26 protein-coding genes are annotated in these 22,149 nt (G+C 67.3%); 12 read left to right on the forward strand and 14 right to left on the reverse strand.

The features are described from left to right. Positions 1–262: 262 nt before the first annotated feature. Both ACFWUR_RS19690 and radA read left to right on the forward strand, forming a co-directional pair. A complete protein-coding gene (locus ACFWUR_RS19690; RefSeq protein WP_378908653.1) occupies positions 263–970 on the forward strand; it encodes a hypothetical protein in 708 nt (235 codons plus the stop codon). A gap of 80 nt (positions 971–1,050) precedes the next feature. After that, on the forward strand, positions 1,051–2,451 hold the full coding sequence (gene radA / locus ACFWUR_RS19695) for a DNA repair protein RadA (protein ID WP_378908654.1): 1,401 nt from the start codon (positions 1,051–1,053) through the stop codon (positions 2,449–2,451). Between the two features lie 155 nt (positions 2,452–2,606). On the opposite strand, the gene ACFWUR_RS19700 is transcribed toward radA, so the two are convergent. Together ACFWUR_RS19700 and ACFWUR_RS19705 are read right to left on the reverse strand one after the other, a co-directional pair. Beyond that, on the reverse strand, positions 2,607–3,269 hold the full coding sequence (locus ACFWUR_RS19700; RefSeq protein ID WP_378908655.1) for a hypothetical protein: 663 nt from the start codon (positions 3,267–3,269) through the stop codon (positions 2,607–2,609). An 82-nt stretch (positions 3,270–3,351) separates the two neighbouring features. Beyond that, positions 3,352–3,975: a carbonic anhydrase gene (locus ACFWUR_RS19705; RefSeq protein WP_378908656.1), complete on the reverse strand. Its 624-nt coding sequence runs from the start codon at positions 3,973–3,975 to the stop codon at positions 3,352–3,354. A 90-nt stretch (positions 3,976–4,065) separates the two neighbouring features. Between ACFWUR_RS19705 and ACFWUR_RS19710 the strand changes: the two genes are divergently transcribed. Continuing rightward, the gene (locus tag ACFWUR_RS19710; RefSeq protein ID WP_378908658.1) at positions 4,066–4,944 is read left to right on the forward strand and encodes an A/G-specific adenine glycosylase; all 879 of its coding nucleotides are present in this window, start codon (positions 4,066–4,068) and stop codon (positions 4,942–4,944) included. A gap of 102 nt (positions 4,945–5,046) precedes the next feature. Here ACFWUR_RS19710 and ACFWUR_RS19715 read toward each other — a convergent pair whose 3' ends face one another. After that, complete coding sequence (locus ACFWUR_RS19715; RefSeq protein WP_378908659.1) at positions 5,047–5,790, reverse strand: alpha/beta fold hydrolase; 744 nt, start codon at positions 5,788–5,790, stop codon at positions 5,047–5,049. A 56-nt stretch (positions 5,791–5,846) separates the two neighbouring features. Here ACFWUR_RS19715 and ACFWUR_RS19720 point away from each other — a divergent pair, with 56 nt between their 5' ends. The 4 genes from ACFWUR_RS19720 to ACFWUR_RS19735 all read left to right on the forward strand — a co-directional run bounded on the left by ACFWUR_RS19720 (position 5,847) and on the right by ACFWUR_RS19735 (position 7,860). Beyond that, positions 5,847–6,170: an antibiotic biosynthesis monooxygenase gene (locus ACFWUR_RS19720; RefSeq protein WP_101464713.1), complete on the forward strand. Its 324-nt coding sequence runs from the start codon at positions 5,847–5,849 to the stop codon at positions 6,168–6,170. 227 nt (positions 6,171–6,397) lie between these two features. After that, positions 6,398–6,598, forward strand: coding sequence for a CbtB-domain containing protein (locus ACFWUR_RS19725; protein ID WP_019044677.1), 201 nt, complete (start codon positions 6,398–6,400; stop codon positions 6,596–6,598). After that, entirely contained in the window at positions 6,589–7,371 is a 783-nt protein-coding gene (locus ACFWUR_RS19730; RefSeq protein WP_378908660.1) for a CbtA family protein, read from the forward strand. Before ACFWUR_RS19725 ends, ACFWUR_RS19730 begins: the two co-directional genes overlap by 10 nt. A 36-nt stretch (positions 7,372–7,407) precedes the next feature. Continuing rightward, a complete protein-coding gene (locus tag ACFWUR_RS19735) occupies positions 7,408–7,860 on the forward strand; it encodes a hypothetical protein (protein WP_378908661.1) in 453 nt (150 codons plus the stop codon). A gap of 117 nt (positions 7,861–7,977) precedes the next feature. Here the strand turns inward: ACFWUR_RS19735 and ACFWUR_RS19740 are convergent, their stop codons facing one another. From ACFWUR_RS19740 to ACFWUR_RS19755, 4 genes are all read right to left on the reverse strand, one after another. Then, a complete protein-coding gene (locus ACFWUR_RS19740; protein WP_378908663.1) occupies positions 7,978–8,415 on the reverse strand; it encodes an OsmC family peroxiredoxin in 438 nt (145 codons plus the stop codon). Between the two features lie 91 nt (positions 8,416–8,506). Next, the gene (locus ACFWUR_RS19745) at positions 8,507–8,953 is read right to left on the reverse strand and encodes an SRPBCC domain-containing protein (protein WP_378908664.1); all 447 of its coding nucleotides are present in this window, start codon (positions 8,951–8,953) and stop codon (positions 8,507–8,509) included. Between the two features lie 55 nt (positions 8,954–9,008). Then, positions 9,009–9,329, reverse strand: a complete 321-nt coding sequence (locus ACFWUR_RS19750) for a DMT family transporter (protein ID WP_378908665.1) — start codon at positions 9,327–9,329, stop codon at positions 9,009–9,011. Continuing rightward, a complete protein-coding gene (locus ACFWUR_RS19755) occupies positions 9,326–9,979 on the reverse strand; it encodes an FMN-dependent NADH-azoreductase (RefSeq protein ID WP_378908666.1) in 654 nt (217 codons plus the stop codon). Before ACFWUR_RS19755 ends, ACFWUR_RS19750 begins: the two co-directional genes overlap by 4 nt. A gap of 102 nt (positions 9,980–10,081) precedes the next feature. Here ACFWUR_RS19755 and ACFWUR_RS19760 point away from each other — a divergent pair, with 102 nt between their 5' ends. The 3 genes from ACFWUR_RS19760 (at position 10,082) to ACFWUR_RS19770 (ending at position 12,687) form a co-directional block, all read left to right on the forward strand. Further along, a complete protein-coding gene (locus ACFWUR_RS19760; protein WP_378908668.1) occupies positions 10,082–10,687 on the forward strand; it encodes a TetR/AcrR family transcriptional regulator in 606 nt (201 codons plus the stop codon). A gap of 44 nt (positions 10,688–10,731) precedes the next feature. Beyond that, positions 10,732–11,208 (forward strand): DUF4240 domain-containing protein, encoded by a 477-nt coding sequence (locus ACFWUR_RS19765; RefSeq protein ID WP_378908669.1) that lies wholly within the window; start codon positions 10,732–10,734, stop codon positions 11,206–11,208. Between the two features lie 201 nt (positions 11,209–11,409). Further along, positions 11,410–12,687, forward strand: a complete 1,278-nt coding sequence (locus tag ACFWUR_RS19770; RefSeq protein WP_378908670.1) for a sensor histidine kinase — start codon at positions 11,410–11,412, stop codon at positions 12,685–12,687. A gap of 70 nt (positions 12,688–12,757) precedes the next feature. Here ACFWUR_RS19770 and ACFWUR_RS19775 read toward each other — a convergent pair whose 3' ends face one another. Continuing rightward, positions 12,758–13,405: a VWA domain-containing protein gene (locus tag ACFWUR_RS19775; protein ID WP_378908671.1), complete on the reverse strand. Its 648-nt coding sequence runs from the start codon at positions 13,403–13,405 to the stop codon at positions 12,758–12,760. A gap of 158 nt (positions 13,406–13,563) precedes the next feature. On the opposite strand from ACFWUR_RS19775, the gene ACFWUR_RS19780 reads away from it, so the two are divergent. Further along, positions 13,564–14,028, forward strand: a complete 465-nt coding sequence (locus ACFWUR_RS19780) for a DUF1877 family protein (protein ID WP_378908673.1) — start codon at positions 13,564–13,566, stop codon at positions 14,026–14,028. A gap of 139 nt (positions 14,029–14,167) precedes the next feature. Next, positions 14,168–14,632: a YfbM family protein gene (locus ACFWUR_RS19785; RefSeq protein WP_378908674.1), complete on the forward strand. Its 465-nt coding sequence runs from the start codon at positions 14,168–14,170 to the stop codon at positions 14,630–14,632. Positions 14,633–14,690: 58 nt separating this feature from the next. Here ACFWUR_RS19785 and ACFWUR_RS19790 read toward each other — a convergent pair whose 3' ends face one another. From ACFWUR_RS19790 to lysS, 6 genes are all read right to left on the reverse strand, one after another. Beyond that, the gene (locus ACFWUR_RS19790; RefSeq protein WP_378908676.1) at positions 14,691–17,258 is read right to left on the reverse strand and encodes an ATP-dependent Clp protease ATP-binding subunit; all 2,568 of its coding nucleotides are present in this window, start codon (positions 17,256–17,258) and stop codon (positions 14,691–14,693) included. 308 nt (positions 17,259–17,566) lie between these two features. Then, positions 17,567–18,496, reverse strand: coding sequence for an esterase/lipase family protein (locus tag ACFWUR_RS19795; RefSeq protein ID WP_378908677.1), 930 nt, complete (start codon positions 18,494–18,496; stop codon positions 17,567–17,569). A gap of 63 nt (positions 18,497–18,559) precedes the next feature. After that, positions 18,560–19,105, reverse strand: coding sequence for a DUF1772 domain-containing protein (locus ACFWUR_RS19800; protein ID WP_378908678.1), 546 nt, complete (start codon positions 19,103–19,105; stop codon positions 18,560–18,562). 124 nt (positions 19,106–19,229) lie between these two features. Further along, positions 19,230–19,841 carry an FHA domain-containing protein gene (locus tag ACFWUR_RS19805; protein WP_378908680.1) on the reverse strand — a complete coding sequence of 204 codons (612 nt, stop codon included), beginning with the start codon at positions 19,839–19,841 and terminating at the stop codon, positions 19,230–19,232. 292 nt (positions 19,842–20,133) lie between these two features. After that, complete coding sequence (locus tag ACFWUR_RS19810; protein WP_266297504.1) at positions 20,134–20,496, reverse strand: Lsr2 family protein; 363 nt, start codon at positions 20,494–20,496, stop codon at positions 20,134–20,136. Positions 20,497–20,611: 115 nt separating this feature from the next. After that, positions 20,612–22,078, reverse strand: coding sequence for a lysine--tRNA ligase (lysS, locus tag ACFWUR_RS19815; RefSeq protein WP_378908778.1), 1,467 nt, complete (start codon positions 22,076–22,078; stop codon positions 20,612–20,614). Between the last annotated feature and the right edge of the window lie 71 nt (positions 22,079–22,149).

The raw sequence follows: 22,149 nt of genomic DNA on the forward strand, positions 1-22,149 counted from the left end.
ATCGTAGGGGTTGACAATGCAGAATTGTTGTGCATTGTGTTGTGCCAGAACGGGTTAACCACCAGCACAGCGACCGGTTGTCCCACAGCGCGAACCCGGCATCGATCCGGCAAACCCGCTCGAGACACCGAACTGTTACTTCCGCACCCGCGCGTCGCGAGCCCGAACGTCACCCGCGCGAAGTGAACTACTACGCTGCCTAGTTACTACCCTCCGATCCCTGTGTGGACGGAGTGAGCCCGGTCGACATGGAGGACAAACCGTGACTGCCCTGAAAGCTGTGACCGCCCAGTCGGCGCGACGTCGCATGGTGACGGTTGCCGCGCTCGCCGCTGCCGCGGGCATCGCCCTGACCGGCTGCAGTGCCGGCCAGATCACCCAGACCTCGGCGCAGGCCGCCGCGATCAACGGCAACAACGCCGATGTCGGCGACATCTCGCTGCGCAACGTGCACATCGTGTACCCCGAGGCCGCCGCCGAGCACAACAAGGGCGGCAAGGCGGTGATCGCGCTGTCGATCATCAACAACAGCGAGACCGTCACCGACGAGCTGACCAGCGTGAGCACCGATCTGGGCCAGATCGCGATCACCGGCCCCGGCGGCGATGCCGAGTTCGTGCTGAAGCCGCAGCAGACCGTGGTCGTGGGTACCGGCCAGGCCGCGCCCGCGGGCGACGGTGCCACCTCGGCCGCGCCGACCACCACGTCGGCCGCGCCGACCACCTCCGCTGCCGCGCCGACCGGTGCCCCCGGCCAGGACACCCCCTCGATCGATCCGGTGACCGAGCCGGGCACGATCGAGATCACGGGCCTGGCCACCGACATCGTCCCCGGCCTTACCTACAACGTCACCTTCAACTTCAAGGACGCGGGCACCGTCCAGGTGTCGGTCCCGGTCGACGCCGCCGCTGTCGAGCGCATCGAGAACGAGAAGTCCGGCCCCGCCCCCGAGGGCGCGGGCGGTCACTGAGACCAGCAGTGCAAGGGAGCCGTCGCGAACTTCGCGGCGGCTCTTCTCTTTGTGTCGGTCTCGGTCCGTAGGGTGCGCCTGTGGCCAAGACCAAAGCAGTCTTCCGGTGCTCCGCGTGCACGCACGAGGTGTCCAAGTGGGTGGGCAAGTGCCCTGATTGCGGCGCTTGGGGAACGGTGAACGAGGTGGCCGTCTCGGCGTCCACCGCGGCGCCCGGTCGCCGGGCGATGCTGCCGACTACCGCGGCGGCGCCGCTGTCGCAGATCGACGCCAAGGTCACCCAGGCCCGGTCGACGGGCGTGAGCGAGCTCGACCGGGTACTCGGGGGCGGTGTGGTGCCCGGCTCGGTGGTGCTGCTCTCGGGTGAGCCGGGGGTCGGCAAGTCCACGCTCTTGCTCGAGGTCGCGTTCCGGTGGGCGGCGGCCCGCGAGGAGACCGCGCTGTATGTGACCGCGGAGGAGTCCGCCGGACAGGTGCGATTGCGGGCCGATCGCACCGGCGCGGTGCACGACCGGGTGTATCTGGCCGCCGAGTCGGACCTGTCGATCGTGCTCGGGCATGTGGAGCAGGTGCGGCCCACGCTGCTGGTGGTCGATTCGGTGCAGACCATGCTGGCGCCCGAGGTGGACGGGGTGATCGGCGGTGTCACCCAGGTGCGCGCGGTGACCGCGGCGCTGACCTCGCTGGCCAAGGCGACCGGGATCGCGGTGCTGCTGGTGGGGCACGTCACCAAGGACGGGAATGTGGCGGGCCCGCGCACGCTCGAGCACCTGGTGGATGTGGTGTTGCAGTTCGAGGGTGACAAGAATTCGTCGCTGCGCATGGTTCGCGGCATCAAGAACCGATTCGGCAGCGCCGACGAGGTGGGCTGTTTCGAACTGCACGACGACGGCATCGCCTGCGTCGACGATCCGTCGGGGCTGTTCCTGCACCACCGCACCGACACCGTCCCCGGCACCGCGGTGACCGTCGCGATGGACGGCAAACGGCCGCTGGTGGCCGAGGTGCAGGGGCTGACCGTCAAGACCGAGATTCCGCAGCCCCGCCGGGCCGTGAGCGGGCTGGACTACAACCGCGTCGCCATGGTGCTGGCGGTGCTGCAGAGCCGCGGGCGGGTCTTCCTCGGCAAGCACGATGTGTACGCGGCGACCGTCGGCGGCATGCGCTTGCTCGAGCCGACCGCCGATCTGGCCATCGCCTTGGCCATCGCCTCCGCCGAGGCCGATATCGCCCTGCCCGCGGGCTGGGTGATCCTCGGCGAGGTAGGGCTAGCGGGCGAGGTCCGCAAGGTCACCGGGCTCGGCAGGCGGCTGGCCGAAGCCGAGCGCCTCGGGTTCACCACCGCGCTCGTTCCGCCCGGTTCGGAGAAGACCAAGACCGGCACCATGCGGATTCACGAGGTCGGGGACCTGCGCTCGGCGCTGCGATTGGCCGAACTCCGCAAATCTCGCGCACCCCGCGAGGTGGTGGCCGTGGAATAACCGCGGCAACCGCCTGAATCAGCGCTGATCGCCTTTTTCGCTGCCAATGACCATTGACGGCGTCGCCGATCCTGCGAACACTGCAAATCGACCCATCTCGAACATGTGATCTATGGCGCACCCGCACAATGCCCGGACAGGCGCCGAGCCTGGCTTCAGGACGCCAGATTGAAGGGCTCGGCGGCGCTGCGAACAGCGCCGAGTTCCGCGACGACCATGTACGCGCCCGCGGGCACCGGCAGCCGGTCGCCCGCGCACTGCGGCTGCGAGGTGGTGCCGAACCAGGTGCCCTTGTACGAGAGCTGTTCACCGGCCTCGAGCGTTTTCATCTCCGCCGGGTTGTCCTGGTTACAGTCGTTGCTCGCCCAGAGCCTGCGCTGCCCGTCGAGGGTGTAGACCAGGAACTGTGGGCCCGCGCCGAGGTCCCGCGAGCAGGCCGCCGACGAGATGTTGGTGATCACGGTGCCGAACGCGGGCTGGTCGCCGACGCGGTAGGTCGGCTGACCGACCGTCACCTTCAGCGCCAGCGACTGATCCGAGCACGGCTGTGCCGCGGGCTGGGCCGCGCCCGTGGTCGTGCTCGGCGCGGCCGACCCACTGCTGGGCGCGCTCGAAGTCGCGCTCTTCTCCGACGTGCTCGACTCCGCCGACGTGGTGGTACTCCCGGCCGCCTTGTCGGCCTCGGCCGGGTCTCCACCGCGCGCGACCAGGGTGACGAGCCAGATCACGATCGCGAGCGCCACGACGATGACGCCGATCGCGAGTGCACGGCGGCGCCAGTAGATCTCCGGTGACAGCGGTCCATTCGGTTCCAGCACACCTCAAAGGTAAGCGCAGCGCGCGGGGGCGCGCTCGATGACCTCGGCGTGTCGGGGGCCGAACCAGGTGCGAAGTCCCGGTTCAGGCCTCCTCGCCGATATTGCCGACGGTGCGCCGCAGCTGTACCCGCCCGTCCTCCAGCTTGTAGGTGACGCAGGCAATAGCGACCTGACCAGTGGCAACACGCTGGGAGATGATCATCGACCGCTGCATCAGCAGCTTGCTGGTCTCCACCACGTGGCGTGCCTCGAGGTCGTCGACCGTATTGAGGCCTTCGCGGCGGCCGACCAGGATCGACGGCGTCACCCGCTCGACGACGCTGCGAATGAACCCACCGGGCACCTCGCCGCCGTCGAGCGCGTCGATGGTCGCTTTCACCGCGCCACAGCTGTCGTGGCCGAGGACCACGATCAGGGGCACATTGAGCACCTCGACGCCGTATTCGATCGAGCCGAGCACCGAACTGTCCACGACGTGGCCGGCGGTGCGCACCACGAACATGTCGCCGAGCCCCTGGTCGAAGATCAATTCGGCGGCGACGCGAGAGTCACCGCAGCCGAACAGGATCGCGTGGGGGTTTTGGCCCTTGACGAGTTTGGCTCGGTCCGCGGCACCCTGGCTAGGATGCTGCAGGGTGTCGTTGACGAAGCGCTCGTTGCCTTCGCGCAAGGACTTCCAGGCACTTATCGGATTGGAACCAGGCATACCGACCATTGTGCACAGGCACTCGGTTACCAGCGAGTCCGCCACGTTACGCGGCGGCAAAGAGGGACTGGCTCAGAGGAAACGGAAACGGTGAGCATCGACGCGCAGGCCCTGCTCGACTGGTTCGATGACACGGCGCGCGCGCTGCCGTGGCGTGAGCCGGACGCGACCGCATGGCACATCCTGATGAGCGAGATCATGCTGCAGCAGACGCCGGTGGTGCGGGTGGAACCGATCTGGCGCGAATGGGTGGCGCGCTGGCCGGTGCCGTCGGCGATGGCGGCGTCGTCACAGGCGCAGGTGCTGCGGGCCTGGGGCAAGTTGGGGTATCCGCGGCGGGCGTTGCGGTTGCACGAATGCGCGCGGGTATTGGCGGCCGAGCACGGTGACGTGGTCCCCGCCGACGTCGAGGTGCTGCTGAGCCTGCCGGGGATCGGGGCGTACACCGCTCGTGCGGTGGCCTGCTTCGCCTACGGTCAACGAGTTCCCGTGGTGGACACCAACGTTCGCCGCGTTGTCGCGCGTGCGGTGCACGGCCGTGAGCCGGGCAACCCGTCCACGCGCGACCTCGCGGAGACCGAAGCGCTGTTGCCGACCCCGGTACCGCGAGCGGCGACCTTCTCCGCGGCGCTGATGGAACTGGGCGCTCTGGTCTGCACGGCCCGCAATCCCGACTGCGCCCGCTGCCCACTGCCGAGCTGTGCGTGGGTCGCGGCGGGCAAACCGGCCGCCGACGTGGTGCGCAAGGTGCAGAAGTACGAGGGCACCGATCGGCAGGCACGGGGGCGGCTACTCGATGTGCTGCGCGACGCCTCGGGCCCGGTCGAGCGGATCCGCCTCGACCTGGCCTGGACCCGAGATCCGGGCCAGCGCGCGCGGGCGCTGGACTCGTTGCTGGTGGACGGGCTGATCGAGCAGACCGATGACGGGCTGTTCGCGCTCGCGGGCGAAGGAAGCGCCACCGGGTAGTACGGCACTCACCGTCGAGTCGACTCGCGGGTTGTCCGCGAGGGTGGCACGGACCGCCTGCGCGCACCGGCGCCGGGTCGAGCAGCGAGACCGCGGTCGTGCTCAGCGCGTGACGCGGCGCAGGAACCGGCCGACGTATTCGCGGTATGCCTCCGGTTGTTCGTCGTGCACCAGATGCCCCGCTCCCGCGATGCGCACATACTGCGCATCGGGATGCACCTCCGACATCGTGCGCATCTGCCCCGGCGGGGTGATGGTGTGCTCGCCCTCGATGAGCAGCGCGGGCACCTGAAGCGACTTCCACTCGGTCCAGAAATCGCGGGTGCCCCACTCCTCGGAGATCGCGCGGAAGGTGTCCACCTCGCCGTGCAGGCGGTAGCCGTCGGGTGCCGCGGTGAAGGCGCGCAGGAAATAGGCGCCCGCGACCGGGCCGAAGTAGTCGAGCACCGCTCGCTCATCGGCGAACGGTTGCGGCCAGGAGTGGATCAGCTCGGCCCAGTGGGCGGCGGTGCGGCCGGTGAAATCGGGGGCGATGTCCTCGACGACGATCGCGCGCACGCGCTCGGAGTGGGTCGCCGCGAAGACCCAGCCGTGGATCGCGCCCATCGAATGACCGACGATCACCATCGGTTCGGTGATCGCGGCGGTGAGTTCGGCCAGGTCGGCCACGAACGCCTCCGTCGTGAGCGCGGCGGGCGTTGGCCGGCCGTGCCCCGCGGCGTCGACGGCGTAGACATGCCCGTATTCGCGCAACCACGGCACCTGATCAGCCCAGGTCCGCGCGCTCCCCATCAGCCCGTGCAACAGCAGGATCGGGACGCCGGACCCACCTTCGTCGTACAACACCTTTCCGATTGTGCCCCAGACCGGGAGCTTTCCCGAGCGGTCGTATTGTCACTGGCATGGCTGTTGTGAAGATCAATGCGATCGAGGTTCCCGAGGGCGCAGGCCCCGAGTTGGAGAAGCGGTTCGCCGCGCGTGCGGGTGCGGTGGAGAACTCCCCCGGTTTCCTCGGCTTCCAGTTGCTGCGCCCGGTCGCCGGTGACAACCGGTATTTCGTGGTGACGCAATGGGACTCGGAGGAGTCGTTCGCCGCGTGGCGTGACGGTCCGGCCCGTGCGGCGCACGCCGGAAACGGCGGCGACGGCGAACGGCCCAAGCCGGTGTCGACCGGTGCCTCGCTGCTCGAGTTCGAGGTCGTCCTCGACGTGCCCGCGAAGGCCTGACAGCGGCGTTTCCGCTGGACATGCGGTTGCGCGTATTGACGTGAGTGGCTCGCGGCTGTCACAGTTCGAGGGAACATCCGCGAGGGTGCGCGGTAATTCCGGTGTGAGTCCGGAGCGGTCGCGCCACTGTCATCCATGTACCGGGTTTCCGGTGCCGGGGAGCCAGACACCGGCACCTTCGCACCACACTTCAACCGTGGGACGCGTATCCCTACAGGAGGACCCGAATGGCTATCGCGCATTCACCCAGCCGGTCGACCGGCCTCGACACCCTCGCAACCGTGCTCGTCACGGTCGGTGTCGTCCTGCTTGCACTGCTCGCCCTGTACCTGGTCGGATTCGACCAGGGGGCCGTCTCGCGTAGCGGGATGTTCCTGCACGAGCTGATGCACGACGGACGTCACCTGCTGGGTGTTCCGTGCCACTGATCGGATCACTCAAGACCCTGCTGTTACGCGGCCTGCTGGCCGGCCTGATCGCCGGCCTGCTGGCCGCGACAGTGGGCTACTTCGTCGGCGAGCCCCAGGTGGACGCCGCGATCGCCATCGAGGAAGCCGCCGCGGCTCCGGCCGAGCACGGCCACGACGCCGCGCAATCGCAGGGCCATTCGCACGGCGACGAGGAAGCGCTGGTCAGCAGGTCGGGCCAGAAGGCGGGGCAGTTCCTCGCGCTCGGTTTGGCCGGCATGGCGTTCGGCGCGTTGTTCGCGTCGGCGGTGAATGTGGCACGCCGGTTCACCACGCTGTCGGGGCCCCACTTGTCGCTGACCGCAGCAGTTCTCGCGTGGGCGGCCATCGTCGTGGTGCCGTTCTTCAAGTATCCGGCCAACCCGCCCGCGGTGGGTGATCCGGAAACCATCAACGACCGCACCTGGTTGTGGGTCGCGGCGGTGGTACTCGGCTTGCTGGCCGTCTCGGCGGCCGTGGCCGCCTATCGCGCGCTCGCCGCGTCGGACACGCTCCGGCTCATCGCCGGGGTGGGTGCGCTCGTGGTGGTCACCACGGTCGGCTACGTGCTGCTGCCCGGTGTGAACGAAGTGGCCGACGACTTCCCCGCCACCCTGCTGTGGAATTTCCGGGTGGCCTCGTTGGCCCAAACCACCACGCTGTGGGTGAGTTTGGGGCTGGCGTTCGCGGCCCTCACGGAATTCGCCTCGCGGCGTAGCACTCCGGTAGTGGACAAGGTTCCTACCGCAGGGTGATCCTCGCGAGCAGCGGAGAACGGCAGTGTCGGCATCATGACCGGCACTGCCCTTCTTGTTTCCAGCACTCGCCCGCGCGCCGTGAACGTCGCGTTCGTCGGACTGCTCACCGCCCTCGCCGCGGGTGTTGCCGAAGGCCTGTTGCGCGCTGTTCGTGGCGGCGACGAATTCGGCGCCACCGCGACGGGCCTGCTACCCCGGCTCGCCATCTACCTGGCCGTCGCCGGGGTCGCGTTGTACATGCTGAACGGCAGTCGGGTGGCGCGCGCTGTACTGACCGTCGGCATCGGCGTGGTCGGGCTGGTATCGCTGATCATCGAGCCGCTGGCGGTCGCGTTGTCCACCGACGACTACACGACGCTGTTCGAGGGCATGTCCCCCAGTTCGGCGGTGCTGGCAGGGTGTCGAACCGTGCACGTCCTGGCCGTCGTCATCGCGATTCCGGCCATGTACACCCCCGCCGCGCATCGTTGGTTCACCCAGCGCTGAGCACCGCCGTCATCGTGCGCTGAGCACCCGAGTCATCGTGCGGTGAGCACCCCAGCCATCGTACGGTGCGGCCGCGGCGGTATCGGTGCTCCGATACCGCCGCGGCCGATCTGCCGATCAGGCCAGGGCGGCGTCGAGTTCGATCTCGGCCACACCGGCGAGCGCCTTGCTCACCGGGCAACCGTTCTTGGCCGCGAGGGCAGCCGCGGCGAACCCGTCGGCGTCCAGACCCGACGCGCGTCCGCGCACGGTGAGCTTGATCTTGCTGATCTGGAACCCACCGGCCGGGTCGGGCGAGAGGGTCACATCGGCGTTGACGTCCAGGCTTTCCGGCGTCCCACCGGCGTTGGCGATCTCCGCCGACAGCGCCATCGAGTAGCACGACGAATGCGCCGCCCCGATCAGTTCCTCCGGGCTGGTGCCCTCGGCCGTGTCGGCCGCCCGGCGCGGGAAGCTCACATCGAACTTGCCCACCCCCGAGCTGACCAACTCGACCTGCCCGGACCCGTCCTGCAGTCCGCCTGACCAGAGTGTGCGTGCGCTACGAGTCGGCATTGCGATCCCTTCGATTCGACAGGTGTTGTGTGCGATTCGAACCTACGCGAGGCGGGCAGTGCTGAGCCGAAGTTTCGGCCTGCTCCACCGGTCACACGGTGGCGCTGGTGATCTCGTCGAGACGCTCCAGTTTGTCCGGCCATACCTGCTGGTGCAGATCCCGAATCGCGGCGGTGGGGAAACCGGAGTGGCGCAAGCGCAGACGGATGCCGCGCGGCTGGGTGAGGAATTCGGCGGCGACCACGGTCTCGACGCCGTCGGTGGCGGCGGTCACCCAGGTGAATTCGATGCGCCGGTTCGGCTCCAGCAGCAGGATGCGGCCGTAGTGGGGGTTGCGCTTCTCGGGCGAGCCGGTGTCGAAGTAGAGGGGCTCGTTGACCGCGGGTCGCATCAGCACCGATCCGGGGACGGCCAGCCACAGGTCCATACCTTGGGTCCAGGCCGCGTAGAGCAGGCTGGGCGAGGCTTTCATCACACGCTCGACCGTGAGCTCGTGGGGGCGCGTGGACAGGTCCGGGGGGCGAACTGGCTGGTCCATCAGCCGACTCTACCGGTCGTGACCGGCCGATCCTCGCATCGGGTGTGCCACAGAGTTACTCGGGATTCGTCACGCGCGCGAGCACGATGCCGCCGAGGATCAGCGCCAGCGCCAGCGCTCGGCCCGCGCTGAGCGGATCCTTGTGTACGAGCACGCCGAGACCGATCGCGCCGAGCGCGCCGATCCCGGTGAAGACGGCGTAGGCGGTGCCGACGGGAAGGGTCTGCATCGCACGCGAGAGCAGGTAGACGGCCAGCGACCCGAGCGCGACACAGAGCAGCGTGGGGCCGAGTCTGGTGAAGTTCTCGGTCGGCTTGATGGTCTGCGACCAGGCGATTTCGACGAGCCCGGCCAGGCCGAGCACCAACCAGCTCATCGCGCGTATTCCTCGGCGAGCGAACGTACTTCGGACCGTGCGGCGGCGAGCGAGGCTTCGTGGGCCTCGCGCAGGTGGGCCAGGTTCGGGTCCTGGACGGCATTGGCCAGTTCCGCGTGGACGAAAACCGTGTCGGTGACCGCGAAGTGGCCCGCGAAGAAGTCACGCAGGAAGCGCTCCTGGTAGTCGAACGCGGCCTTCGGCGCACCGGGCGAGTACGCGCCACCCCGAGCCGACACCACGACGAACCTGCGCTCCCCCAGCGACATTCGAGGAAAGGTGACCTGGTCGAGCCAAGCCTTGAGACAGGCCGGAATGGAGTAGTTGTACATCGGAGTGCCGATCAGGATCACGTCGGCGGCCAGCACCTGCGCCAGCAACGGCCGCACCACCTGCCATGCGGCTTCGGCGCCGGGCGTGACGGCGAGTTCGGCGAGCCGGTCGAGGTCGGTGACCCCGGCGGCGAGGACGGCGTCGCAGAGTTCGGTCCAGCCCTCGTCGATGAACGGCGTCGGCTCGGCGGCGAGGTCGCGATAGGTGTAAGTGCCGCCGGGTTCCGCGTCGCGCCAGGCCCGGACGAAGTCGGCGCCGAGCTCGCGACTGAGGGAGTTCGCCCGAGCGCTGGCGTCGAGGTGCAGCAGATGGGTCATGACGTTTCCTAACTGGACAGAATGTCCGCTTGTCGATTTCTCGACGATAGAACACAAGTGGACAGCTTGTCCACATATTCGTTTCTCGGCTACAGTCGACTCATGGAGCCCCGATCCGACCTGCTCACCGGCGCAGCGCTGGATGCCCCGCCACCCACCGAGCGCACCGACGCGGCCCGCAATCGCGCGAAAGTGCTGGCGGCCGCCGCCGAACTCTTCGCCACTCGGGACCCCCGCGCGGTCACCATGGACGACATCGCCAAGGCCGCCGGTGTCGGCCGCGGCACCCTGTACCGCCGCTACCCCGACCGCAACGCGATCGCCGTCGCCCTCCTCGACGAGCACGAACGCGCCCTCCAGGAACAACTCTTGCGTGGCGCACCCCCACTGGGACCCGGCGCCGCCCCAGCCGATCGGCTCGCCGCCTTCTACGCGGCGATGACCGAATTGCTCAGCGCCCACGCACATCTCGCGCTGGGCGCGGAGACCGGTGGCGCTCGTTTCGCCACCGGCGCCTACGGCTTCTGGTCGGTACACGTGCGATCGCTACTGGTCGAAGCCGGTGTACCACAACCTGATTCGCTGGTCGATACCGTCCTGGCGCCACTCGCGGCCGAGGTCTACCTCCAGCAGCGCGAACGCGGGTTGTCGCCCGAACAGGTCACCGCGGGGCTGTCCACACTCGCCCAGCGCCTGTTGGGGCCCTGATCCGGGAACCCTGTATGTCGGACCCCCGCAGTACCGTTCGACCAGTGACGAGCACCCCCGAAGACATCGCCCGATTCTGGAATCTGATCGCGTCGGCCTGGGCGGCCACCGGTACCGAGCCCGCCGCCGCCCTGCGATCGACGGAAGGCGCACTCGACGCCCACCTCGATGCGTTTCTCGCCCAGTTGAGCACCCTGTCAGCGGATTTCACCAGCGCCGAACTCACCGCGCTCGACCGCGTCGCCGAACGCGCGCTCTACGACATCGACCGCGCCGAGCTCCAGGCGATCACCGGCGGCTCCGACGACGGCTTCCTCTACGCCCGCGGCTTCATCGTGGCCATGGGTCGCGACTACTACGACGCCGTCGACGCCGACCCCCGGGCCGCGTCCACCGACGCCGATTGCCAGCGAATGTGCTACTTCTTCGCCCACCTGCACAACGAGCGCTTCGGCGAGTTCCCCAAGACCGGCTCGGGCATCTCCCGCGAGTCGGCCTCGAACCCCGCCGGCTGGTCCTGACCCGACGCGGGTCAGGTGAGATGCCACATCCACCGGCTTCGCGCGCACGAGAAATGGCGAGTGGTCGGCCGTCGACAAGCGACCACGAGCGTTCGGCGCGAAGGGCCTGTCGACCGGCCGGCGGTGGCGCGCGGCATCTCTGGCGGGAAATACGTGCGCAGGCCGACGCGGGCGGCGTGTGGACACAATAGGGTTGGGCACGTGGGAGCGTCTGCGAAGTGGGAGCGTGGCTCGGTCGTTCAGGACTGGGGCCTGGCAGTGGTGGTCGCGGTGATCCAGCTGGTCGGAAGTTCCGGCGTGAATTCGCATCAAACCGGGGTGCGGTCGCTGGACGCTTTCGCCTATCTGCTGGTGCTCGCGGGACCGATCGCGCTCGGTTTCCGGCGGGTGCGACCCGAACCGGTGCTGCTGGTGGCGTTGATCGCCGCGGTGACCTACGTGCTGCGCGACTACGGGTACGGGCCGATTTTGCTTTCCCTGGTGATCGCCTTCCTGTCGGCGGCCGTCACCGGATCACGCTGGCGCACATACCCGGTGGTCGCGATCGGCTACCTGATGATGGTGTGGCCGTTGCCCGCCCTGCTCGGGCGTCATACCGACGTGTGGCAGATATTCGGCCTGCTGGCCTGGATGGGTGTACTTGTCGCGATCGCCGAGGGCGTGCGTCAGCGAGGGGCGGTGGTGCTCGCGCGCGAGCAGCGGGCCGAGGCGGCCCAGCGCGACGAACAGGCTCAACAGGCAAGGGCGGCGGCCGAGGAGCGGTTGGCCATCGCACGAGAGCTGCACGATGTTCTCGCGCACAGCCTTTCGCTGATCAATGTGCAGTCGTCGGTGGCGCTCGAGCTGTTCGACCGCAAGCCACAGCAGGCGGCAGCGGCGCTGGCGACCATCAAGACGACGTCGAAAGAGGCGCTGACCGAGGTACATACGCTGCTACACGCGATTCGCAGCGGTGCGGCGGTGGTGCCGGAGTACCCGGAACCCGTCGCTGTCGCCGAGGCACCGCCCGTGCCGGCACGCCCCGCCCCGCGCGCTCCCGCGCCGACTCTCGACGACCTCGACGCGCTGCTCGAGCGCACCCGCGCCGCCGGGCTCGACGTCGACACCAAGGTCATCGGTACGCCCATGAAGCTGCCCAGCGTGATCGATGTGGCGGCAACCAGGATCATTCAGGAATCGCTGGCCAACGTGGTGCGGCACGCGCCCGGCGCGACAGCGCTGATCACCCTGCGCTACACACCGGAATCGGTGGACATCACCGTCGACAACACCCGGCCGACCGGGACGACTGTCCGCACCGGGATCGGCGGCAACGGGATCATCGGGATGCGGGAGCGGGCGCACGCGCTCGGCGGGGCCCTCACGGCCGGACCGCGGCCCTCCGGTGGGTTCCGCGTGGCGGCCAGATTGCCCGCCCGCCCAGCGGCCTCGGCGTCGGTGCGGTCGTCGGAGTCGAACGGCAAGGAGATCAGCGCGTGAGCGATCACGCCGAACTGCCGTCGATCGGCGCGGGTCCGACGCGGATCCGCGTTCTCGACGCAGCGTAGGGCTACTTGCCCTCGTCCGCTTGTCGGCGTTCGGAGGCGGAGAAGCTGGTGCGCACGGCGGCGCCCGCGGGGGCGGCCTGGGCGCGGGCGGAGTAGGCGGAGAGGGCGTCGAAGGCGCCACGGACACCTCCGGCGACCGGGGCGTAGGTGATGGCAGAGCCCGGGTCGAAGCCGAGGTTGGAGCCTACTTCGACGGCGTCCATGTTGGCGCCGAGGAAGACGAAGGTCCAGTTGTAGACGTCTTGCTGCTGGGTGATGAGGGATTTCACCCCGGCGTGGGTCCACTCGCGGCTGGAGTTCTCGTGGCCGTCGGTGAGCACGACGACGATGACCGTGCCGGGACGTTCGTGTTCGGGGCGCTCTGCCAGTTCGGTGCCCACGCTGGTGACGAGCTTGCCGAGCGCGTCGTAGAGCGCGGTCCCACCACGCGGCTGCAGGCTCGGCGGCGGCACCTGCGCCAGCGGCACATTCGCGTAGACCACGTCGTAGGTGGTGTCGAACTGGGCGAGCGTGACCTCGATCTTCTTCGGCACAGAGCGCTGCTGTTCGAAGTAGGCGGCCAACCCACCTTCGGTGTCGGCCTTGATCGTCTGCATCGAGCCCGAACGGTCGAGCAGAACGGCGATCAGTGTGCGGTCGGAATCAGTCATGTGTACGAACACCCCCGTGTCGGTTGGATAAGCAATTCCCACCGTACGCCGCGGAATTGCGTTGCCGAACCAGCGGAAAGCAGACGCCAAGCTATCGCCAAGCGGCGATTCCTACCGTCACCACGGTCCGGCCACTCCGTCCGAAAAGAGCTTCCTTCGTGAGCATCATTTTCGTCTTCACCCGTATCTCGCCCACCGACGCCGAGCACATCGCCGGATCACCCGATGTGCCCGATGAATTCCTCGACGCGCCGACCCTGGCCGAGGGCGAACCGTGCGGCGACCTCGACCAGGCATGGGACGGACTGCGCCTGCTGTTCCCCGCGGCCGCCGTCGACTTCGATCTCTTGCGCGAAGACCGGCCGACCGAACGAGAAGACTGCCTCAGCGTATGGACCCCGGAAGAGGTCGCCGCGGCAGCGAAGGTCCTCACCTCGACGCCTTTCGACCGACTCGCCGAGCATTTCTCCCCTGAGTTGATGGACGAGGAGGCGGCGCGCCCGGATATCTGGGACGACCGAGACGCAGCGCTCGACTACTTGGGCGACGGCTATGCCCGGTTGCGGTCATTCTTCGCCTATGCGTCTTCGACGAACTCTGCGGTGCTCGGCCGTTTCGCCTAGTCGCGGGATGGCCGGGCCGCCGGCGCGACGACACCGACAGCACCGGCCGACCACTACCGAGCGTGGCAGCCGCGCGGAGGTGCGGGCGTCGTCGGAGCCCGCTGCTGACTTCGGGCGCAACCTGGGAAAGGAAGTTGTTATGGGTGTGATCATGTCGTTCACCAGGGTGAGCGCGGCAGATCTGGAACTGGTGATGAAGCACAAAGACTGCACGGAGGAGTTTCTCGCCGAGTACCTGCCGCCGGACACCGATCCGAGCGGGTACCTGGACAAGTCGTGGGCGGGTTTGAAGTACCTGTTGGAAGCAGCGGACACCGGTATCGACCTGTTCTTCACCGCTACGCCATTGCCCATCGACGAATACAGCGGATGGACGCCGGAGAACGTGGCGGACACCGCGGAATTGCTGGGCAAGACCCCGTTCCACACGCTCGCCGCGCACTACGACCCGAAGGGAATGGACGAAATCGGCGTGTATCCACGGATCTGGCTTCGTGACGGCGACGTGGGCCTGGACTACCTCAGCCAGTACTACGCCGTGCTGGTCGAAGTGTTCGGTCACGCCGCGCGTCATGAATCCGCGCTTCTTCAGCACTTCGGCTGATCCGGGAAACGAAAAGCCCGCCCCCTGATACAGGGGGCGGGCTTGTTCGTTCAGCTGGTTACTCGCCGGAGGCGGCAGCCTCGGGCGCGGTGCCGTCGGCCGCGGCGGTGAGAACCACCTCGGGCTTGTCGTCGCCCGCGGACGCCTTGGTCAGCTTCGTCTTGCCGGTGAAGGTGAACTTGGCATCCTCGCCGAGACCCTCGCCGTTCCAGTTCTCGACGTCGACCATGATGGTCTGGCCCGCGCCGATCTCGCCGAAGAGGATCTTCTCCGACAGCTGGTCCTCGATCTCGCGCTGGATCGTGCGACGCAGCGGACGGGCGCCGAGGACCGGGTCGAAACCACGCTTGGCGAGCAGGCTCTTGGCCTGATCGGTCAGCTCCATGGCCATGTCCTTGTTCTTCAGCTGCTTCGAGACGCGGGCGATCATCAGGTCCACCATCATCACGATCTGTTCGCTCGTGAGCTGGTGGAAGACGATCACGTCGTCGATGCGGTTGAGGAACTCGGGGCGGAAGTGCTTCTTCAGCTCGTCGTTGACCTTGAGCTTCATCCGCTCGTAGTTCGAGCCCTCGGCGTTGGACTGGGTGAAGCCCAGGCCGACCGCCTTGGAGATGTCGGAGGTGCCCAGGTTCGAGGTGAAGATCAGCACGGTGTTCTTGAAGTCGACCGTGCGACCCTGGCCGTCGGTGAGACGGCCGTCCTCGAGCACCTGCAGGAGGGTGTTGTAGATCTCCTGGTGCGCCTTCTCGATCTCGTCGAACAGCACCACCGAGAACGGCTTGCGCCGCACCTTCTCGGTGAGCTGACCGCCCTCCTCGTAGCCCACGTACCCGGGAGGGGCACCGAACAGACGAGAAGCGGTGAAGCGGTCGTGGAACTCGCCCATGTCGATCTGGATGAGCGCGTCGTCGTCGCCGAACAGGAAGTTCGCCAGCGACTTGGCGAGCTCGGTCTTACCGACACCCGAGGGGCCGGCGAAGATGAACGAGCCCGACGGACGCTTGGGGTCCTTCAGACCGGCGCGAGTGCGGCGGATCGCCTTGGAGACGGCCTTGACGGCATCCTCCTGGCCGATGATCCGCTTGTGCAGCTCGTCTTCCATGCGGAGCAGACGGGTGGTCTCCTCCTCGGTGAGCTTGAAGACGGGGATGCCGGTCCAGTTGGCCAGCACCTCCGCGATCTGCTCGTCGTCGACCTCGGCCACGACGTCCAGATCACCGGAACGCCACTGCTTTTCGCGCTCGGCACGCTTGGCGACGAGCTGCTTCTCCTTGTCGCGCAGACGCGCGGCCTTCTCGAAGTCCTGCGCGTCGATCGCGCTTTCCTTCTCCCGACGCGCATCGGCGATCTTGTCGTCGAAATCGCGCAGGTCCGGCGGAGCGGTCATCCGGCGGATGCGCATGCGCGCGCCCGCTTCGTCGATCAGGTCGATCGCCTTGTCCGGCAGGAACCGGTCGTTGATATAGCGGTCGGCCAGGGTGGCGGCGGCGACGAGAGCGCTGTCGGTGATGGAGACCCGGTGGTGCGCCTCGTAGCGGTCGCGCAGACCCTTGAGGATGTTGATGGTGTGCTCGACGGTCGGCTCACCCACCTGCACCGGCTGGAAACGGCGTTCCAGGGCGGCGTCCTTCTCGATGTACTTGCGGTACTCGTCGAGGGTGGTGGCACCGATGGTCTGCAGCTCGCCACGGGCCAGCTTCGGCTTGAGGATCGAGGCCGCGTCGATCGCTCCCTCCGCGGCTCCGGCTCCCACGAGGGTGTGCAGCTCGTCGATGAACAGGATGATGTCGCCGCGGGTGTTGATCTCCTTGAGCACCTTCTTGAGGCGCTCTTCGAAGTCACCGCGGTAGCGGCTGCCCGCGACCAGGGAACCCAGGTCGAGGGTGTAGAGCTGCTTGTCCTTGAGGGTCTCGGGGACCTCGCCGTTGACGATGGCCTGCGCGAGGCCTTCGACGACCGCGGTCTTACCGACACCGGGCTCGCCGATCAGCACCGGGTTGTTCTTGGTGCGGCGCGAGAGCACCTGCATCACGCGCTCGATTTCCTTCGAGCGCCCGATGACGGGATCGAGCTTGCCTTCCAGGGCCGCCTGAGTGAGGTTGCGTCCGAACTGGTCGAGCACCAGCGACGTGGACGGAGTGCCCGCCTCGCCGCGCGGGCCGGCGCCCTCGACGGGCTCCTTGCCCTGGTACCCGGACAGCAGCTGGATGACCTGCTGACGGACACGGTTGAGGTCGGCACCCAGTTTGACCAGCACCTGGGCCGCGACGCCCTCGCCCTCGCGGATGAGGCCGAGCAGGATGTGCTCGGTGCCGATGTAGTTGTGGCCGAGCTGCAGCGCCTCGCGCAGGCTCAGCTCCAGCACCTTCTTGGCACGCGGGGTGAAGGGGATGTGGCCGGACGGCGCCTGCTGGCCCTGCCCGATGATCTCCTCGACCTGGCTACGCACACCCTCCAGCGAGATGCCAAGGGACTCCAGCGACTTCGCCGCCACGCCCTCGCCCTCGTGGATCAACCCAAGCAGGATGTGCTCGGTGCCGATGTAGTTGTGGTTGAGCATCCGGGCCTCTTCTTGGGCCAGGACAACGACACGCCTCGCGCGGTCGGTGAACCTCTCGAACATCGCTCCCTCACTCTCCTGCTCCGACATTCTGGCAACAGACGCCGCAGTATGCTCGATACAACCTAGGGCGTCGGACCGACAACTTTCGCCGTCAGCCTGCCATGAAGCCCGGGGGTTGCGGCCCCCGCCATCCACTCTAGTTGGCAGGGGATTCCGCCGCCGCCGGTCCACCCTATTGAAGACCGGCGACAACATGGTCACTCACTCACAACGCGCACGTCGCGGCATTCGTTTCCTGTTCAGTTTTGCCTGTAGCGAAATCTCGCCATGGGCCCGAACCATCCCGGCCACGCGCCGCGCAGCCGCCGCTATCCGGTGAAGGGCGGGACGAACTCGCACGGCACCGCGGCCTGTCTGCCGGGGTCGAGGGCGTTGAGCACGTGTCCGGCCGCGCGGGGGCTGCCCGCGATGGCCAGGTGTTCGGAGTAGTCCTGCGCGCAACCGTCCTGGACCACGATCGAGGTGGCATTCGGTCCCGGGACCAGGCCTGATGTGTGCGGGACGACCAGCTCGTCGATGGCGGAGACGACATTGGTGTAGGTGACCCGCGGGTCGTAGACGCCGTCGGCGTTCAGCGCGGTCATGAAGGGCGAGCCGGTGAACATCTGACCGCAGGCCTGGCACAGCGACGAGCTGACCGCGTCGAAGGCGGGCCCCGCGCCGAGCGTCCTGCTGAAGTGGGCGATATCGCCCGCCCCGAACGCGTTGGTGCCGAGCCAGGGCGGCGCGATCCCGACGAGCTTGCCGACCTTGTCCGCGCCGCCGAGCCGTTTGATGTAGAAGTTGCCGACGATATTGCCCTGCGAATGGGCGACCAGATCGACGCGCTCGGCCCCGGTGCGGGCCAGCACCGAGTCGACGAAGGCCGCGACCTCGGCGGCGCTCTGCTCGATGGGGCGCATGCCGCCGATCGCCGAGACGGGCCACGGGAGGCCGTAGGCGCCATAGGTGAGGGTGAACACGCAATAACCCTCGTTGGCCAGCAGCGGGGCGTATACGCCCCAGTTCGTCTGCGCTCCGCCGCCGGTGCCGTGCAGCAGGACCACCGGGTCGGGGTGTTCGGGCGAGGGCACGCAGGTCGGGTCGTTCGCGCCGGGCAGCGAGCCGCCGGGGTTGGTGAGTTCGGGTGGGATGCCGGCGAAGAAGTTGTAGTCCACCGGCAGTGGCTGGGCCGAGGCGGTGGCGGGTAGGCAAGCGAACAGGGCCGCGGCCAGCGCCAGGAGCGAACTACGTCGCATGAACGACTCCTCACTAGAACGTGTTCCACGTATCATGGAACACGTTCCAGTGATCGCGTGGCGCTACCGGCCGGAAACCATCGATGCCGTCGCCGTGGTCGTAGTCGACTTGCCCTCCTGCACCCCCGCGGCGAACAGCGCACCGCACAGCACCAGGAATGCCACGGTGTGCAGTACCGCGCGCACGATGTTCCAACGAACCCAGGTCGCCTCGAAATCCGCACGGACGGCGGCGGTGTCGACGATCGAGCCGGGATCACCCGCCGCGGCGAGCGCGTCGTTGAGCGGCACGTTCAGCCCCGCGGTGACGGCGAACGCGATCACGTTGAGCGCCAACGCGATTCCGATCCAGATCAGCGTCGAGCGGTGGTCCTTGCCGAGGTGCACAGCGGCCGCCAGCGCGGTGAAACCGACCGTGCCCATGAAGCCGAACATGAACCAGGGGTTGATGATCACGACGTTGATCTTCTGCATGACATCGATCAGCGTGCGGTCGCCGGTGCGGGCCAACGCGGGCATCACCGAGATCGCGTAGGCGTAGAACACCCCGGCGATGAGTCCGGTGCTGAGCAGGGCCAGCACCAGGGCGGCCATCCGAACTGCGAACATGCGATGTCTCCTGACTCGTGGTCCGGAGCGTCGATCCCGCGCTCCGGTGATACGAGTAAGTCAACCGTCGGACGCCCGTCCACGACATAGTTCAGGCGCTCACCGACCTACGCGAGCGTCGCGGTCACAAATCGTGGTCGGAGATCAAACCGCTCTGCATGGCCAGCGCGGCAAGTCGGGTGCGCTTCTGGTTCTGTGGCAGGTTCTCCACCCCGAACTTCGCGAACAAGGCGCGCAGGTGGGTTTTGATGGCGTCGATGGAGAGGAACAATTCCTCGGCGATCTGCTGATTCGACGCGGGCGTAGCGAATCCGGTGCCGTGTTTGTACGGGCGGCACAGCGCGACCAGCACCGCGCGCTGGGTCTCGGTCAGTGAGCGCATCGTGGGGATGGACCCGGAGGCGGTATGCGTGGCGTCGTCCACCACGCCGCCGAAATCGAAGAAATGCACCAGCGTGGTCCCGACCCGAATCCGGTCGCCGGGACTCAGTCGGCGTCGCCCGACCAGCCGCTCGCCGTTGACGAAGGTGCCGTTACGGGAAAGCCCGTCATCGACGATGGTCCAGTGCGCACCGAGATGTTCCACGGCCGCGTGCAGACGCGAAACCTCGGCGTCCCACCCGAGCACGAGGTCGGCCTGCACATTGCGCCCGATGGTCACACGCTGCTGCCCGGCCTCCAAGGCCAGTTCATGCTGCTTACCGGTGTCGTCGGTATACCGCAGGAAAGAACTCACCGCGCGACACCACCGGATACTCGAAACGCCTTGTGCACGGCCAACAGTCTACTTCCCTACCACACCGACCCCACACAACCTGGACTCGAAAACCCGGCCCGACATCGGCTGACCCACAAAACCCGGCCTCGCACGCCCCGACCCCGAGGAGGGGCAGGCAGGCGCAGCCTGCCGTTCGCGGCCGTCCGGTTGTTGAGGTGCCGTTGCGTAGGCGACGAAGGAGCAAGCAACGGCGCCTCAACGACCGGACCGGCGGGGCCGCGAACCACGCGGGCCCCGGCCCGCCAAAAAATCAGCTCTTGCCGACTTCCTTGTTGTAGGCGTCGGTGATTTCCGCCGAGATACGACCGCGGGCCGAGACCTTGTGACCCTTACGGCGAGCCCATTCGCGAATTGCGGCGCTCTGTTCACGGTCCATGGAAACGCGGCTCTTGCCCTGCGGCGCGGGTGCACCGGCAGCCTTCACCCGACGACGGCCACTCACACGACGGGCGTTGGCCACCCACTCGTCCAGGCCTTCACGCAGGCGCGCCGCATTTGCGTCCGACAGATCGATCTCGTACGACACCCCATCGATAGCGAACTCGATGGTCTCGTCCGCGATGGACTCACCGTCGACATCGTCGATCAGGCTAACGGTGACCTTCTTTGCCATGAGATGAACGTCCTCTCGAAATCGTCAAGCCTGCCTCCAGGCCGAATACCCGAGGCAAGAATACCCCGAAATGCGAAATTTCCAACACGGGGTCTTCATCCCGTGAATTCACTGGTCAGCGACTAGTGGGTCGAACAATCGGGAACAGGATCGTTTCTCGGATTCCCGAACCCGTGAGTGCCATCAACAAGCGATCGATTCCCATACCGGTTCCGGTGGTCGGCGGCATGCCGTGTTCCATCGCGGCGAGGAAGTCTTCGTCGAGCACCATGGCCTCGTCATCGCCTGCCGCGGCCAACCGGGCCTGGTCGACGAAGCGTTCCCGCTGGATCACCGGGTCGACCAGTTCCGAATAGCCCGTTGCCAACTCGAAACCGCGAACATAGAGGTCCCACTTCTCGGTGACGCCGGACTTGCTGCGATGCTGACGGGTCAGCGGTGAAGTCTCGACCGGGAAGTCACGAACGAAAGTCGGTGCGTAGAGCTTGTCGCCATACGCATGTTCCCAGAGTTCTTCGACCAGTTTCCCGTGACCGTAGCCCTTGCCGGAAGGAATTTCCAGACCCACCCGATCGGCGAGTGCGAGCAATTCCTCGACAGTGGTTTCCGGAGTGACCTCGACACCGATCGACTCCGACAGCGAGGGATACATCTCGACGGTCGTCCACTCGCCACCGAGATCATATTCAGTGCCGTCGGCAAGTGTCACCAGGAGGGTGCCGAATGCCTCTTGCGCGACTTCCTGGATCAATTCCCGAGTCATCGTCGCCGAGTCGTCATAGGTGCCGTAGGCCTCGTAGGTTTCCAGCATCGCGAACTCGGGCGAATGGGTCGAGTCGGCCCCTTCGTTACGGAAGTTCCGGTTGATCTCGAAGACCTTCTCCAGGCCACCGACCACACAGCGCTTGAGGAACAGCTCCGGTGCGATCCGCAGGAAAAGGTCCATGTCGAGCGCATTGGAATGGGTGACGAACGGGCGCGCGGCGGCGCCACCGTGGATGGTCTGCAGCATCGGGGTCTCGACCTCGAGGAACCCACGACGCTCTAGCGCGTTGCGCAGCGCACGGACCACATTCACGCGGGTACGGGCCATTTCCCTGGCCTCGGGACGCACGATCAGGTCGACGTAGCGCGCGCGGACCCGCGACTCCTCGTTCATCTCCTTGTGCGCCACCGGCAGCGGGCGAAGCGACTTGGCCGCCATCGACCAGGAATCGGCCATCACGCTCAATTCGCCGGTGCGCGAGGAGATGACCTCACCGTGCACGAAAACGAAGTCACCGAGGTCGACATCGGACTTCCAGGCGGCCAGCGCGTCGGCGCCGACACCGTTGAGGCTGATCATCGCCTGCAGCTTGGTGCCGTCGCCTTCCTGCAGCGTGGCGAAGCACAGCTTGCCGGTATTACGAACGAAAATGACGCGGCCCGCGATACCGGCCTGCAGACCGGTCTGGGTGTCGGCCTCCAGATCCGGGTAGGCGGCCCGGATTTCGGCCAGCGTATGGGTGCGCGGCACCACTACCGGATAGGCCTCACCACCAGAGGTGAGCAACCGCTCCCGCTTGTCCCGGCGAATCCGCATCTGCTCGGGAACATCGGTGTCCACAGCGGAAGTGGCGGCGCGGCCGGGCGAGGCGGGGGTAGGAGTGCTCA

Source organism: Nocardia sp. NPDC058633 (genome assembly GCF_042717045.1).
Classification (GTDB): domain Bacteria; phylum Actinomycetota; class Actinomycetes; order Mycobacteriales; family Mycobacteriaceae; genus Nocardia.